Origin of the sequence: Natrialba taiwanensis DSM 12281 (assembly GCF_000337595.1) — an archaeon.
Taxonomy (GTDB): domain Archaea; phylum Halobacteriota; class Halobacteria; order Halobacteriales; family Natrialbaceae; genus Natrialba; species Natrialba taiwanensis.
In genome coordinates, this window is the sequence record NZ_AOIL01000017.1 from 110,099 (window position 1) to 124,501 (window position 14,403).

14 protein-coding genes and 1 pseudogene are annotated in these 14,403 nt (G+C 63.6%); 7 read left to right on the forward strand and 8 right to left on the reverse strand.

Going from position 1 to position 14,403, the window contains the following annotated elements:
- Positions 1 to 52 precede the first annotated feature (52 nt).
- Entirely contained in the window at positions 53 to 1,528 is a 1,476-nt protein-coding gene (locus C484_RS05960) for an ATP-binding protein (protein WP_006825044.1), read from the reverse strand.
- 241 nt (positions 1,529 to 1,769) lie between these two features.
- On the opposite strand from C484_RS05960, the gene C484_RS05965 reads away from it, so the two are divergent.
- Entirely contained in the window at positions 1,770 to 2,138 is a 369-nt protein-coding gene (locus C484_RS05965) for a universal stress protein (protein WP_006825045.1), read from the forward strand.
- 29 nt (positions 2,139 to 2,167) lie between these two features.
- Positions 2,168 to 2,668, forward strand: a pseudogene (locus C484_RS05970) (N-acetyltransferase family protein); the annotation flags it as partial.
- Positions 2,669 to 2,688: 20 nt separating this feature from the next.
- Here C484_RS05970 and C484_RS05975 read toward each other — a convergent pair.
- Both C484_RS05975 and C484_RS05980 read right to left on the reverse strand, forming a co-directional pair.
- Entirely contained in the window at positions 2,689 to 3,150 is a 462-nt protein-coding gene (locus C484_RS05975; protein WP_006825047.1) for a universal stress protein, read from the reverse strand.
- A 78-nt stretch (positions 3,151 to 3,228) separates the two neighbouring features.
- Entirely contained in the window at positions 3,229 to 4,638 is a 1,410-nt protein-coding gene (locus C484_RS05980; protein WP_006825048.1) for an APC family permease, read from the reverse strand.
- 238 nt (positions 4,639 to 4,876) lie between these two features.
- Between C484_RS05980 and C484_RS05985 the strand changes: the two genes are divergently transcribed.
- The 3 genes from C484_RS05985 (at position 4,877) to C484_RS05995 (ending at position 7,397) form a co-directional block, all read left to right on the forward strand.
- The gene (locus tag C484_RS05985; protein WP_006825049.1) at positions 4,877 to 5,428 is read left to right on the forward strand and encodes an Lrp/AsnC family transcriptional regulator; all 552 of its coding nucleotides are present in this window, start codon (positions 4,877 to 4,879) and stop codon (positions 5,426 to 5,428) included.
- Positions 5,429 to 5,499: 71 nt separating this feature from the next.
- Positions 5,500 to 5,970, forward strand: a complete 471-nt coding sequence (locus C484_RS05990) for a universal stress protein (protein ID WP_006825050.1) — start codon at positions 5,500 to 5,502, stop codon at positions 5,968 to 5,970.
- A 158-nt stretch (positions 5,971 to 6,128) separates the two neighbouring features.
- On the forward strand, positions 6,129 to 7,397 hold the full coding sequence (locus C484_RS05995; protein WP_006825051.1) for a DHH family phosphoesterase: 1,269 nt from the start codon (positions 6,129 to 6,131) through the stop codon (positions 7,395 to 7,397).
- 54 nt (positions 7,398 to 7,451) lie between these two features.
- On the opposite strand, the gene C484_RS06000 is transcribed toward C484_RS05995, so the two are convergent.
- Positions 7,452 to 7,691 carry a hypothetical protein gene (locus C484_RS06000; RefSeq protein WP_006825052.1) on the reverse strand — a complete coding sequence of 80 codons (240 nt, stop codon included), beginning with the start codon at positions 7,689 to 7,691 and terminating at the stop codon, positions 7,452 to 7,454.
- A 311-nt stretch (positions 7,692 to 8,002) separates the two neighbouring features.
- Between C484_RS06000 and C484_RS06005 the strand changes: the two genes are divergently transcribed.
- Complete coding sequence (locus tag C484_RS06005; protein ID WP_006825053.1) at positions 8,003 to 8,704, forward strand: zinc ribbon domain-containing protein; 702 nt, start codon at positions 8,003 to 8,005, stop codon at positions 8,702 to 8,704.
- 144 nt (positions 8,705 to 8,848) lie between these two features.
- Here the strand turns inward: C484_RS06005 and C484_RS06010 are convergent, their stop codons facing one another.
- Positions 8,849 to 9,550: a hypothetical protein gene (locus C484_RS06010; RefSeq protein WP_006825054.1), complete on the reverse strand. Its 702-nt coding sequence runs from the start codon at positions 9,548 to 9,550 to the stop codon at positions 8,849 to 8,851.
- Positions 9,551 to 9,696: 146 nt separating this feature from the next.
- On the opposite strand from C484_RS06010, the gene C484_RS06015 reads away from it, so the two are divergent.
- Complete coding sequence (locus C484_RS06015; RefSeq protein ID WP_006825055.1) at positions 9,697 to 11,064, forward strand: restriction endonuclease; 1,368 nt, start codon at positions 9,697 to 9,699, stop codon at positions 11,062 to 11,064.
- A gap of 27 nt (positions 11,065 to 11,091) precedes the next feature.
- Here C484_RS06015 and C484_RS06020 read toward each other — a convergent pair whose 3' ends face one another.
- The 3 genes from C484_RS06020 to C484_RS06030 all read right to left on the reverse strand — a co-directional run bounded on the left by C484_RS06020 (position 11,092) and on the right by C484_RS06030 (position 14,365).
- Entirely contained in the window at positions 11,092 to 12,333 is a 1,242-nt protein-coding gene (locus C484_RS06020) for an MBL fold metallo-hydrolase (RefSeq protein ID WP_006825056.1), read from the reverse strand.
- 113 nt (positions 12,334 to 12,446) lie between these two features.
- Entirely contained in the window at positions 12,447 to 12,791 is a 345-nt protein-coding gene (locus C484_RS06025; RefSeq protein WP_006825057.1) for a hypothetical protein, read from the reverse strand.
- A gap of 125 nt (positions 12,792 to 12,916) precedes the next feature.
- Positions 12,917 to 14,365, reverse strand: a complete 1,449-nt coding sequence (locus C484_RS06030; RefSeq protein ID WP_239640927.1) for a hypothetical protein — start codon at positions 14,363 to 14,365, stop codon at positions 12,917 to 12,919.
- Between the last annotated feature and the right edge of the window lie 38 nt (positions 14,366 to 14,403).

Below are 14,403 nucleotides of genomic sequence, written 5' to 3' on the forward strand. Positions count from 1 at the left end.
GCGACTCTCGGACTCTCACGCGCAGTCGACGAAACGAGTGTCCGACGGCCGGTTAGTGGTCGTGATCGTGATCGTGGTCGTGGTCGTCGTGGTCGTGATCATGATCGTGCCCGCCGTCACTCGCCTTTCCGATATCGCCACCCGCGACGAGCGCGTCGTGGTCGCCTTCGATCATGTCCATGTTCTTCAGATTATCCCGCTCTTCGAACTCCTCGACCGCGTTGAGCAGGTCGTCCTGGGTCAGCGTCGTCCGGTCTTCGGTCAGCGCCTCGAGCACCGCCTCGCGAAGCACCATCCGGAGGTCGCTGCCGGTCAGCCCCTGCGTCGACTCGGCGATGAGTTGTGGATCGAACTCCTCGATGTCCATCGTGCGCGTGATAACCTGCAGAATGTCCGCTCGCATGCCGTAATCCGGCTTCGGGAAGTTGATGATCTCGTCGAAGCGCCGCCAGGCCGCGTCGTCCAGTTGGTCGGGGTGATTCGTCGCCCCGATCAACAACACGTCGTCCTCGATCAGCGAAATGTTGTCGATGCTCTTGAGCAACGTGTTGACAGCGCGCTTGAGCGCCGCGTGCTCGTCGCTGCGTCGAGTCTTGGCCACGAAGTCGAACTCGTCGATGAACAGAATACAGGGGGAAAGGCGCTTTGCCACCTCGAAGGTCTTGTCGACGTTTTTGGCCGTCTCGCCCAGGTACTGGGAGGTGATCATCGAGAGTTTGACCTCGACGAACGGCAGGTCCATATCCCGCGCCAGCGCCTGTGCAGTCGAGGTCTTGCCAGTTCCCGGCGGGCCGACGAACAGCAACTTGCCGATCTCTCGAAGGCCGATCTCGGCGAGGTAATCCCGGTGTTCGATCGCCTTCGAAATCTTGTCGATTTCAGCCTCCTGATCCCCGGTGAGGACCAGATCGTCGAGCGTCACGTCGACCTCTTCGGGCGCGCGAACGTCGACGAGGTCGAGCATGTCCTCGTCGTCCTCGTCGTCGAAGTACTCCTCGAGGAGGCTATCGATCCAGACCCGATCCGCCTGAATCGGTCGGTTCTGCTCGCGAGCCGCCTCGTGGCTCACCGTCCCGTCGAACGCCTCGTGATCCTCGAAGTGCTTCGCCAGCGTCGGATTCGCTTGCAATCGCTCCGTCTCGACGCGCTCTGCGAACCACGATTCGGCCATCTCCTGCTGGGTGAGCGAAATCGAGCCGGAGAACTCGTCGCGCTCGGTGAACATCAACTCGGAGACGGCATCCCACGGTCGGTCGACGCCCGTCGCCTCGCGCGCGGTACTATTCGTCGCCGAGAGCGGGCGACGAATCCCGGCGTGGCGGCGACCGGCGTTTGCACTCCCGCTCCCGCCAGCGCCGCCGGTACCATCGTCGCTGCTCTCCTCGCCGTCACCGCTCTCATCGACGCCACCGGTCCAGAATACCCGGCGGAACGACGGCGGAAGATCGTTCTCGTCAAGCGTCCTGTCGTCCGAATACACGCTCGTCGTGAGCAGAAACTCCACGACATCGAGCGCCGCATTACTCATTCGGTCATCGTATTCACCACACGCTCTTAACAGCGTCGTCACGCAATCGTCACGTACCCGGACACACGACAGTCCCCATCAGAGACTCTCCCCAGAACGCGACGACCCCTCTCGTCGCAGCGTGCGGCGCTACCGCTCGCCGGGAAACGACCTCGTGATAGCTACATCGCCACACCGTCTTTCAGCTCTCGGACCGCGACCCGGCACAACGACTTTCGTCCCCCGGCCCACACCCATCCGTATGGACGTACTCGTGGGACTCGGCGGCAGCGACGAATCGATCAAAACGCTCCGCCAAACGATCGACCGAACACAGGCCGTCGGCGACGACCTCACCGTCGCCATCCTCGAGAAACCCGAGGCCAAACGCAGTCAGGACGAAATGTACGAGCAGGCCGACACGCTCCTCACCGAGGCCGACATCAACGCCGAACTCGTCCGGCTCGAAGGAGACCCCGGCAGCGCCCTCGTCGACTACACGGAACAGGGCGAGTTCGACCAACTCGTCATCGGCGGCGGCACCCTCAGCCCGATGGGAAAAATCCAACTCGGCCCGATCACCGAGTTCGTCCTGCTGAACTCGCCGACGACGGTCAAACTGGTGCGATAACAATGNGATGTGTATAAGAGACAGGTCCGATCGAGATCCGGGCCGCCGACGATCTGACGACTGAACTCGAGGACGTCGTCGCGATGTACGACGAGTTCGATCCGAGCGATCGAGCGCAGGGGATTCCGCCCACGGGAGAAGAGCGGATTCGGGACTGGCTCGAAACGATCGCCGAGGAGAGCGTCAACGTGATTGCGCGCCACGATGGGGCCGTCATTGCCCACGCGACGCTCGTGCCGGACGTTGACGAACCGGCGGCGATCGAAGAGCGAAACGAGATCGAATGGGAACTCGCGATTTTCGTCCTGCAGGAGTACCAGCGGGCGGGGATCGGAACGCAGTTGCTCGAGCACCTGCTCGGGCACGCGAGCGACGTGGGTATCGAGCGGGTCTGGTTGACCGTCGAGCGGTGGAACAATCCGGCGATTGCGCTCTACGAGCGGGTCGGATTCGAGGCGACGGGGTCGGAGAGTTTCGAGCAGGAGATGGCGATCGTGCTGGAGGGCGAAGACGGGGATGGGAACGGGTAAGCCCTGCTGGAACGTACGACTCAGACGGAGAGCACCGGCTGGCTCGCGTAGGAGAGGACGTACTCGGCGACTTTTTCGAGCACTTCGGCGGATGCAGTGTCGGTCACGGGTTCGCGCGGCAGGACGATGAAGTCGGCGGCGAGATCGTCTGCGGTATCGAGAACGACGTTCCCCGGGTGTCGCGTCTTCCGCGTCTGTGAGAAGCCGTCGTCGATCGATGTCGAGAGGGGGACATCGCCATCGGCGGCGATCGACTGGATGTCTTCGAGAAAGCCCTGGCTGCTGTCTGCGACCTCGGTTTCGTCGACGGTACCGGCGTCCATTCCGCGGATAACACCTCGTCCGAGGATGTACAAGACGTGGACGGAGGCGTCGTAGCGGTTTGCGATGGCGACGGCGTACTCGACGGCGGTCGCGGATTCGTCGCTGCCGTCGACGGGAGCGAGAACGGTATCGACGGCAAACGGCTCGCTGTCGTCCATGCGGGGAGATGTGCGCGCAGTCGACAAAAAGGCTCGGCCCGGTGGCAGGCTAATAGAATCGATTCGGTCGGCAGACGATCAGCTGTCTTGCAACTGCTCGATGCGATCGAGTGCGGCCTGTTCGTGTTCCTCGGAGTGGCCTTCAGAGACAGCATAGAAGATCATCCCGAGTACGCACCAGAGCAGGACGATCGCCCACTCGTAGGGCCACAGCAGCGCGGATTGACCGCCGGGCAGATAGAGGTAGACGAAGAAGACGGTCAGTCCCAGTCCGAGGAGTCCGACTACCTTGCCGCCCGGAACCTGATATGGCCGGTTCATGTCTGGTTCTCGGAAGCGCAGAACGAGGAAGGAGACGGCGACGAGGAGCCAGGCGACGACGATGCCGAGCCCGCCGGCGTTGACGACCCAGGTGAGCATCTGCTCGCCGAACAGCGGTGCGAGCGCGGAGAGGCCGCCGATGAAGAGGATCGCGTTACTCGGCGTGTTGTACTCGGGGTGAATCTTCGCGAACGGTTCCGGGAGCATTCCGCTCTCGGCGAGCGCGAAGATGGCGCGGCTGCCGCCGATGATGAAGGCGTTCCAACTGGTGAGGATGCCGGCAACGCCGGCGAGCGCCATGAGCTGCCCGATCGTCTGACTGTTGAACAAAGCGGCCATCGCTTCGGCGGCCGGAAGCGAACTGTCGACGAGTTCAGCGCCGGGAAGGGCGCGGCTGGCACCCCAGATGACGGCGATGTAGAACAGCGTCGCCAGGCCGACGGCGGCGATGACGAGGAGGCCGAGCGAGCGCGGGGAGACGTCGGCTTCTTCGGCCGATTGGGGGATCACGTCGAAGCCGACGAACATGAACGGCGTCTGGAGGACGACGGCGAAGATGCCGGCGGTGCCGGCGGTGAACGCGGGGTCGGGGGAGGGAGAGCCGTTGCCGATCGCGCCGGCGATGAGGACGGCACCGGCGAGCGCGATCACGAGGGTCATGATGATCTGGAACTGGACTGCGGGGCGGATGCCGACGTAGTTCAGGGCCGTGATGAAGACGGTGCCGAGGACGCCGACGAGAATCCAGGTGCCGTAGACGGGGTCGCCGGCGACCGACCAGAGTTCGACCGCGTCGAAGCCGGGGACGAGAAAGGCCATTGCGGAGGGCAGGGCGACGGCTTCGAAGGCGACGACGGTGACGTAGCCGAAGACGATCGCCCACGTACAGACGAACGCCCCGAGAGGGCCGAGCGCACGTAAACTGTAGACGTGTTCGCCGCCGACGAGCGGCATCGCGGAGGCGAGTTCACCGTAGAGGATGGCGACGACGCCGACCATGACGCCGCCGATGACGAAGGCGACGATCGCGCCGAGAGGGCCGCCCTGGTCGATCCAGGTGCCCGAGAGGATGATCCAACCCCAGCCGATCATGGCACCGAACGCGAGGACTAAGGTGTCCCGTTTGGACAGTGTGCGCGCAAGTCCGGTCTCGGTAGTGTCTGACATACACGTGCTACTCAGAGCAATTGCATAAAATGCTATCGCTACTGGCGTTATTAGACATCGTTCTACATTCTATGTGGGAAATGGACTCTGGGCAACCAAAAGTCATCAATTCGATCTACCGTGCAGTGAACTCGTTCTGAGTTCATTGCCGATGAGAGAAACAATTACAGCAGTTGCGCAGACAGAGTAGAGAGAGACCAGTGTCGTCCCGGGAGGACGGACACGGGAGGAACCCACAATGAGCGATGACACAGGACGCGATACGGTCGACCTCGACGAAAAGGACGTACGAATTCTCAAGGCTGTCGCATCGACGGGCGTCACCAGCCCCGACAAGATCCACCAGGAGACGGGCATTCCGAAATCGACGGTCCACTACCGGCTCGATCAGTTGCAAGAGGCCGGCGTGCTCGAGAACGACCGCTACGACATGAACCTCGAGAAACTGGGGCTGTCGATCACGCTCGTCTCCGAAATCTGGGCGACCTTCGACGAGGGGTATCACCAGACGGTCGGCGAGAAACTCACCGCTATCGAAGGCGTCAACCAGGTCTACTTCACGATGGGCGAGACGGACTTCGTCGTCATCGCCCACGTCCCGAATCGGCAGATGGTCGAGTCGCTCGTCGCCGATTACGAGGCCATCGACGAGATCCGCCGCACGAGTTCGAAGTTCGTCATCACGACGCTCAAAGACGAGCCCCTGGCGGTCAACGACTTCGAGTACGAGACGCTCGTGAGCGCACTCACCGACGCCGAACTCGACGACGATGACGATACCCCCGACTGACGCCGCAGGGATGCAGGCGAGATGTGTTCGGTGGCCGTGACTTTATACCGGCCGCCGTCCAACCGTCGGCTATGTTCGATACCGTCGTCGTCGCTACGGACGGCTCCGACAGCGTCACGCGGGCCGTCGACGTTGCGCTCGACCTCGCGGACCGGTTCGACGCCGAAGTCCACGCCCTCTCGGTCGTCGACGCCAGCGAAGTCGACGCTTCCCCGCAGCAACTTCGGGACGAACTCCGGACCGCGCTGGAGACGACCGCCGACGCCGCACTCGCGACCGTCGAGAACCACGCAGACCGCGCGATCACGACCGCAACTCGGGAGGGACGTCCGGCAGTCGAAATCTGCGAGTACGCCCGCGAGGTCGACGCCGACGTCGTCGCGACCGGCACGCGCGGTCGCCACGGTGAGAACCGTCTGTTACTCGGCAGCGTCGCCGAACGAATCGTCCGCACCTCGCCCGTCCCGGTGCTGACGGTGCGACAGCTCGAATCAATGCAACAATCCGACGAGGACGCGGCCGAGTCGACGGCGTCCGTCTGAGCGGTCGCGACGGCGACCACATCCAGACCCGTCGACACTCGTCCCGACTCACCCGGACACCGACAGTCGCGCAGTGAGTGCCCGCCGAGACGCTCCGGCGACTGCAGCGCCCGCGACAGACCAGCGAGTACTTCCCCCTCCGTAACCCATCACCCGTCATGTACGACGAACTCATCGACAGCGGCGACCTCCCGCTCGCCCGCAAGTCGGTCCTGCCCGGCACCGGCTTCTTCCTCCCCGACGAACTCGAGGAGGACATCGAAGACGAACAGACCGAAGCCGCACTCGAGGGAGCCGACGCCGCCGTTATCGCGGACCCCGACGCCGACGGCCTCGCCTGCGTCGCGCTGATCCGAGAAGCCTACGACGACGTGCAGGCCGTTCCGGAACCGGACGACAGGGAGGATGACGACGGCGAGGTCGCGGACGCGGTCGACGACGCCGACGAAGCAAACATCGCACTCGCCGCCGGGGACGCCGACGAACCGCTCGAGGAACCCGAGCCAACACCTCACTCCGTCGCGCTCGTCCCCGCCAGCCCCCACAACGTCGAGGACGCACTCGCCCGCGTCGCCCAGTTCGGCACCGACGGCATCGATCTCTTCGTCTGCGACCTCTGTCCCGACCGCTACGAGTACGTCGCCGACGAACTCGACGCCGCGCTCGAAACCGCCGACAGCGTCGCCTGGTACGACCACCACCAGTGGGACGACGAGGTCGCCGCGGCCGTGCGGGAGGCCGGCGCTGAACTCGTCGTCGGCGACTCCGACGAGGAGTGTACCGCCGACGTGGTCTACCGCTCGCTCGAGTTCGAGTTCGACCAGATGTACGAAGAACTCGCGGCGGTGACGCGGGATCACGACCTCTGGTTGCGCGAGGATCCGCGCAGCGACGATCTGGCGGACTACGCCTACTGGACCGATCCGGCGGAGTACGTGGAGGTCGTCCGCGAGTTCGGCGTCGACCTGCCCGCGTGGGTCGAGGAGTTCATCGCGGAGCGGCGGGTCGAAAAGGAACAGCTTATCGAGCAGGCGCTCGGGCGGGCCGAGTTCCGCGAGATCGGCGGGTACACGGTTGGGATCACCTACGGACGGTGTTCGCAGAACGAGGTGGCCGAGGCGATGCGCGAGGACGGAGCCGACGCGTCGGTGATCGTCAAGCCCGCCGGCTCCGCGTCGATCCGCGGGACGGACGAGTTCGACCGCTGCCACGAGGTCGCGGGGAAGGTAAACGGCGGCGGCCACCCGAAGGCGGCGGGTTGTAAGCCCGATATCTACGACGACATGCTCGATTACGCGACCCACTGGACCTCTCGCGGTGCGGTGACGAAACAGGTGATCCTCGATGCGTTTCGGGCGGTCGTCGCCGAGGAACCCGACGAGGGCGACGGCGAAGACGCGAGCCCGGACGAGATCGACGCCGAGTAAACGGAACCGGCAGCTACGAACGGAGTTCGTGTGGATCTGCGGCGGTGGCGAGCGTTATGTCTCGCGAGGGTCGAGTTCGCTCGCGTCGAGTTCTTCATCGAGGAATGCGCGTCCAGCGTCAGTAAGCCGATAGAGTCCCTGCGAAATTCGCTCGACGAGCCCGTATTTTTTGAGTGTCGAAAGCCGGACGCTGGCGTGGCTGCGTGAACAGACGCCGAATTTTTCCACGGCCTGCGGCGTGAGATTGCCTTCGTCGCGCATCGTTTCCATGATGCGTTCGTCGACTGGACGCATCCAGTCGGCCCGTTGTCGTACCACGGTTACAGTGGCTCGATTAATAGCTATATGTCTGCCGATACGTACGATAGCGAGCCTGAATAGTTCGAATATGAGCCCTAAGTGTTGTTATACGATTGCGAATCGTTAGGTAACTATTTGTAAGAGTAGGACCAATACTAATTCGATCCGGCCCTTTCAGATCAAAATTCCGACGTGTCCCTAGCACGCCGGGGTCGGGTCATCTCTTCGAGGAATTTCCGACCATGCAAACCGACTCTTCGCGGGGTAAAAGTAATTCCCCAAGAGACCGCGGCACAGTTCGCCGTTTGGACGGCCGAAACACCGGCTCGGGTACCGTTTACTCGCGGAAGGCACGACAACGCGAGACGACAACGACACAGCCGAGCGACCGAACCGCCATCGGCATCGATCTCGGCGAACACAACCTCTACACGGCATGTCCAGTATCCGTAACCAATCCAACGGATGCGTATACTGTTCGCGGAACCGCCCTCTGTACCTGTCTCGATGAATTACGGGCACAAACAGCACGCCTGCTCGGAAGCGAGTACGACCGCGACACGATCGCCGCGTACGTCCAGCAGCGCCGTGACGAACTCGTCACCGATATCGACGCCGCCGCTCGCGACATCTGTGAGTACGCACTCACGTGCAAGGATCCGATATTGGTTACCGAAGACACCCACTTCGAACCCGATCTGTGGTTGTGGCTGACTGCCCCAACTGCCCACTGCGGAAGTTCCTGGCTCCTCGCAGCGGCTCATCTCCGCCTTCGAACGATTGCCGCCGAGTACACCCTCGAAGTCCGGACAGTACCCGAAGCCTACTCCTCACAGGAGTGTCACGCCTGCGGCGTTCTCGGAAATCGACACCCGAACGAGACGTTCTGGTGCTCAAATGTGGACTGTCGAATAGACCATATCGATGCAGACTTCAACGCTGCAAAGGTCCTCGCACAACGATACTACGCTGGGAAGCGATGTGCACGTCGGTCTCCTCGCTCGTGAGCGGTGATGTCTCGCCAAGTGAAGCGAACGGTTCGAGAAGACAAACACACGCGATTCGAGAGCCAACCGGCGACACCGACTTCGCAGATTGAGAGCGAGAGGGCAAAGCCGAAACCGGCCTCAGTCTGTGCAAAACTCCGGTCGTCACTCCTGGGAGAGCACGTACCGCAACACGAGCTGGAGCACGTGGACGAAGACGCCGGCCACGGCGATGTAGACGCCGATCGTTTGCAAGCCGATCGAGGCGTTCCGGTTGTCCCTGACCTGCCAGATTTCGTAGCCGAGCCGAAGCACGAATCCCAGAAACACCAGCACGAAGCCGACGAGCAGCAACTCCGGCAGGACGAAGCTCCCGATCGCGATGACGCCGATGCCGCCGAGGAACGCGAAATTGGCGAACCGCCCCCAGTGTTCGAACGTGGCACTGCGCGCGTAGACGTACCCCGAGATCAGCGCCGTGACGACGGCGACGACGACCGCCGTCAGTCCGAGAATCTGAAGTTGTGCGTCTGCAGGCGCGATCGAGAGGACGCCGGCCCCGAAGACGCCGAACGCGAGTTGCAGGAGGACCATTCCGACGAACGCGATTCCCGTGTCGCCGTTGGTGACGCCCCGTTCCGCGACGAGCTGGCCGCCGGTGATCGCCGCGCCGTAGACGACCACGCCGAGAATCGGCGCGATGCCGAACAGGTAGTCGTTGACGACAGCGAGCGGCGTCGCCACGAAGGCGTACATCAACGCGACGTTGATCGCCATTAGTACGCTCGCACCGCCGATGACGCGCACCTCTCTTCCCGAGAGGCCGAATCCCCGCGCCGTCTCATGTGGGGTTTCGACGGAACTCATGTGTCGTGCGTACCTCGCCTGCGGGGAAAAGACTACACCTTACAGGCGGCCGAGTTCAGCGTCGATGCCGGCACGACCGATCCGCCGGCCCGACGGTCGCGGCCGAAAGACTGTCGGCACCGCCGGGGAAAGACTCGCTATCTGCGATGGCACTCCTAGACGACCTCTCCGGCTACGAGTTCGAGGATCTGATGGTCGACGTGTTCCGTCACCGCGGCTACGAGAACGTCAGCCAGTCGGCACGGACGGCGGACGAAGGACGGGACATTCTGATGGAGGAGGTCGTCGACGGCCGGCGGCGGGCCGTCGTCGTCGAGTGCAAGCACACCGATACCGTCAGCCGCCCCGTCGTCCAAAAACTCCACTCCGCGGTCGCGACCTACGACTACGACGGCCCGAAACGAGGCATGGTCGCGACGACGGGGCGGTTCACCGGTCCAGCCCGAGAGTACGCGCAGGAACTCGGCACCGAGAGCGACGGCGGCGTCGAACTCGTCGACGGTACAGACCTGCGCGAAATCGGCGAGGAGATCGGGATGGACCTCTACAACGGCCGCATCGAGATCCTCTGCGAGGAGGCGCTCGCCCCGTTCCCTCCCAGCACGGGCCCTGCAGCGCCCGTCTTCGATGTCGTCCGCGAGATCGAGAACATCGATCCCGCCACGATTCCGACGCCCGAGACGAGCGTCACGTTCCAGCCGATGGTCTCCATCTCAGCCAGCACGAGCGCCACCTTCGAAACGTCGGTCGGCGTTATCCACAGTCTGAACGACACGACCGATCTGGTCATCCACGCCGCCGGCAACGAGCCGCGCGTCGCACGCGGCGAGCGCAGCGCCCTCGTCACGAACCGGACCGCATCGCGCATCGATCTCGAGGACCGCCGGGACGAACTCGACGCGACCGTCGCCGCGGTCGAGCGCGAGCGATTCGGCCGAACCGAAACGGCATACAAAGAGTGGGCGATCGACCGGCTCCGACAGGCCCACACGACGACGGTTCACTACACCGGCGACAACAACGTCGACTACGAGAAGACCTGCACCCCCTCGCGCTCGGACGTGTCGATCCGGTCGATCGACCCGGTCTACCTCCCGCGAGTTCACTCGCGCGTCGAACTCGGGGAGTACGCGTATCGCTACGCGTTCGACGCGGCCGAGTCGGCACGGTCGACGACCAGGAACGACTTCCGGGAGTGCGTCCACTGCGGGGCGGACGACGGAGACGCGACCTACACGTACTGTGCGAACTGCGGGAGCATCAACTGCAACGACCACATCGAGACGGAGCGAGTCGAGAACGAGCCAGTCTGTACCGGCTGTGCGGTCACCGAACGGTTCGCGCTGCGCCGGAAGTACTTCTACGACGAGGCGAATCGGGAGGCGTTCCGCGAGGAGTACGCGGCGATGGCGGTTCACGAGAAGGCCATGGAAAACGTTCCCCTGGCTGTGGGAAGCGTGCTTGCGCTCTTGGTCGCCTGCATCGCCGTCGCGAGTTCGGTCGGCGTCCTGTGAGTGGCGTCACCGCGCGGGTCCGGTTCGTTATCGGTAGGCGGTGTCAGACCAGCTGTCGCCGCGTTCGGGGGCGCTCGCATCGAAGCCGTCGGCACGGAGCTCCGCTGCGAAGTCCGCACAGCGGTCGCCGTGATTCACGAGGATCGTCTCGTCCCGGTAGGACTCGATGAACTCGAGTAAGCCCGCTCGGTCGGCGTGGGCGGAGAAGTCGAACTGTTGGACCCGGGCGCTGACGGGCATCCGCCGGCCGTCGATTTCGGCACTGCCCGTATCGAGCAGGTCGCGGCCGGGCGTTCCCTCGACCTGGTAGCCGGTCATAGCGATCTTGTTGACGGGATTGGAGCGGATCGCCGGGACGTAGGTCATCGCGGGGCCGCCGTGGAGCATCCCGCTGGTCGTTATAATCGCCGTGTTCTGATCCGCAATGCGCTTGCGCTGGCCGTCGCGGCCGGTGACGAATCGGGCGTGGGATTTCGCCCGCTGAAGCGCGTCTTCGTCGCGGACGAACGTTGGGTGGTGCTGCAGCATCTCCGTGATTCGTTTTCCCATTCCATCCACGTAGCACGGAATATCGCGTCGCTCGCAGATCAGTAGCATCTCCTGGGTGCGTCCGATAGCGAACGCGGGGATCACGACGGTGCCGCCCTCCCAGAGTGTCCGCTCGACGCTTTCGACGAACCGGCTTTCGACCGTCGATCGTTCCTCGTGTTCGACATCGGAATAGGTGCTCTCACAGACCACCACGTCGGCGTCGGGGCGGGCGGTCGTGGCGGACACTAACTGCTGGTCGTCGGTGTGGAAATCGCCCGTATAGAGTAGCCGGGTCTCCCCGTCGTCGACGAGCACGTGTGCTGATCCGGGGATGTGGCCGGCGTCGAAAAACGTCACCTCGTGGCCAGCGGCCTCAAACGTCTCGCAGTAGCCGTGGGTCTCGGACGCTTGCGTCACGCGCTGGACGTCGGTCTCGGTGAATGGACACTGTAGCGTACCGCCGTGTAGCTTCAACGTGTCGCGGGCGAGCGTCAGTGCGAGCTCTCGCGTCGGTGGCGTCCAGTGGATCGACGGGCGGGTGTCGCCACTGAGAAGCGACGGAACCGCGCCGGCATGGTCGAGGTGGCCGTGACTCACTACGACCGATTCGGGATCGACGTCGCCCGGGAACTGTGGCTGGGTCCCCGATTTTATCCCGTAGTCGAGCAGGAGACGATCGTTGACCAGAACCGCGCTCCGGCCGACTTCCCCCGCACCGCCCAGGAACCGAATATTCATTGCGGACAGCTAGCGATTCAGGCCGTTTGATACCGTCGGTTAGTCCTAATGCGGATGCTGTCCACCCTGTTCGCGTCGATCGTAGCCGAGTTCGTTCCGATCACAGCACGCAGCTACAAGTTAGACGTCGTCGGGTCCTCGGACGATCGGGCCGCCGCGAGGCCGAGCAGATAGACATCGAGAAGGCAGACCAGTAACACGGCAAGCGGGACTGCAACGTCGGTGTAGGTTACGGCATCGAACTGCAGCGCGGTAACGACGAACGGCTCATCGGGTTCGAACGCACCGGAAACCGTCCGTGCGCTCAGGAACGCAATCGCGAGCACGTAGATCCCGAACCAACTCGCGCCGCGTTTCCAGTAGCCCAGATACCAGTGTCCGAGGCCGGCGATAAATACGGACAGCAGGTATGCGGGCCAGTGTGGCCGTTTGGACGGTTGGAGTTGAATCTGTGACATCAGTATCGTAGTGGTATCGGTACGGTTCTCGTCGTAGTCAGTCTCGTCTGCCGTGATTGCTGGCGAGTTCGGTTCCTGATCTCGAGTTCGAACTCAGTTTCGACGCCGGTTTCCCGTCGGTGCGGTCACTCCGCATCATCGCTGACAGCCCGTTCTTGCTTGTCGTCTGACCCGGCCGGTTTCCCATCATCTGCGTCGAAGGGAAGCCGCGTCGCTCGGTCGAGGTGGTCTCGGAGCTGCTGACCGTCGGACGGCCCCGAAGCCTCGACAGTGATCGCCTCGATTGCCTGCCGTGCACGCTTGCGGGCATCAGTACTCACCTCACGTTCATCAGCAGTGTCTATCTCTCTATCGGTCTCGGAAGGCTCGGTTGCTGATGCTGATCCTGGTCCTGTCCCCGTTCCCGACCCTGGATCCGACTTCGACTCCGACTCTGACTCTGACTCCGACTTCAGCCAGTGGCCCACCGGCGGCATCGACTGTGAAACCACCGTCAACGAGGGCCAGACCGACACCGACGCGGGAGTCCCGCGACCCGAGTTCAGCGCTCGTGACTCCTGATCTCGATCCCGATTCCGGTCTCGGTCCGCGGCTTCAGGTCCGTCCACGTCGTCCCCCGTTCGCTCAGCGCTCCCTCTTTCAGTGTAGGAGACGACGGTGAATTCGTCGGCCACGACGGCCGCTGACCGTCCACGGTCGTCCCGTCCCGAGAGTTCTCGGAGCGCGATTTCGAGTGGTCCCTCGTCGCCGGCCGCGACGGAACGGGCTGCGAGCGCAGCGAGAAGCGAGCGGCTGTAGGTCGCCACTGCAGCTCTCGTCTCCGTCGTTGCGCCGACGGCGGCGGCACCGAGTTCAGCAGCGGTTGCGGCGAGGGTGGGTATCGGATGCGCGGACAGCCCAGTGGCGTCGGAACGTGACTGTGAGGGCGTCGACGGTGTGCGATCTGTCCGAGTGGGGGCGCGAGAGGACGGCTGCTGTGATCGTCCGGAGTGGTCCCCGTCCCCGTAGGAGGGAGGGACACCGGGTTGTGAACTCGAGTGTGGCGCTGCTGTCCGTCGGTCGATAGCTACCGCGGCGTCCTCGGGCGACTCCGGCTCTCGCAGACGGTCATCGGCCGGTCTCGATCGGGGGGACTCGGTCGAATCGACGAGTGTCAGTAGTTGTCGGGAGAGTGTCGTCGAGGCGGACGTAAGCGTTCGGTAGAGATCGAGCGTCCGAGCGTCGGGAATCGGGGCGTCAGCGATCGCTTCGTACGCGCCAGCGTGGAGGTAGTCGCTCGCGAGGATGGCAGTATCGCGGGACCGGTCGCCCGCATAGCGGTCACCAGCCAGCAGTTCGAGCCTGAGTTGGACGTACCCTTCAAAGAGCGAGACGGCGGTCGTCACCGACTCGAGGAGGGGATCGGTGGGAGACGAAGAGCCGAGTTCAGCTGCGAGGTGACAGAGTGTAACGGGAAGCGAGCGCTCGTGCGGTGGTACTGCATCGGCTACGACGCCCCGCATTGGGGAGGAAAGGTCGGAAAGCAGGTCGTCAGTGGTCCGGGTCGGCTCGTCTGTGGAGGGATGGTTGCTCATAGCTTGCTGAGTACGTGGTGGCTAGTGGGTCGGTCGGC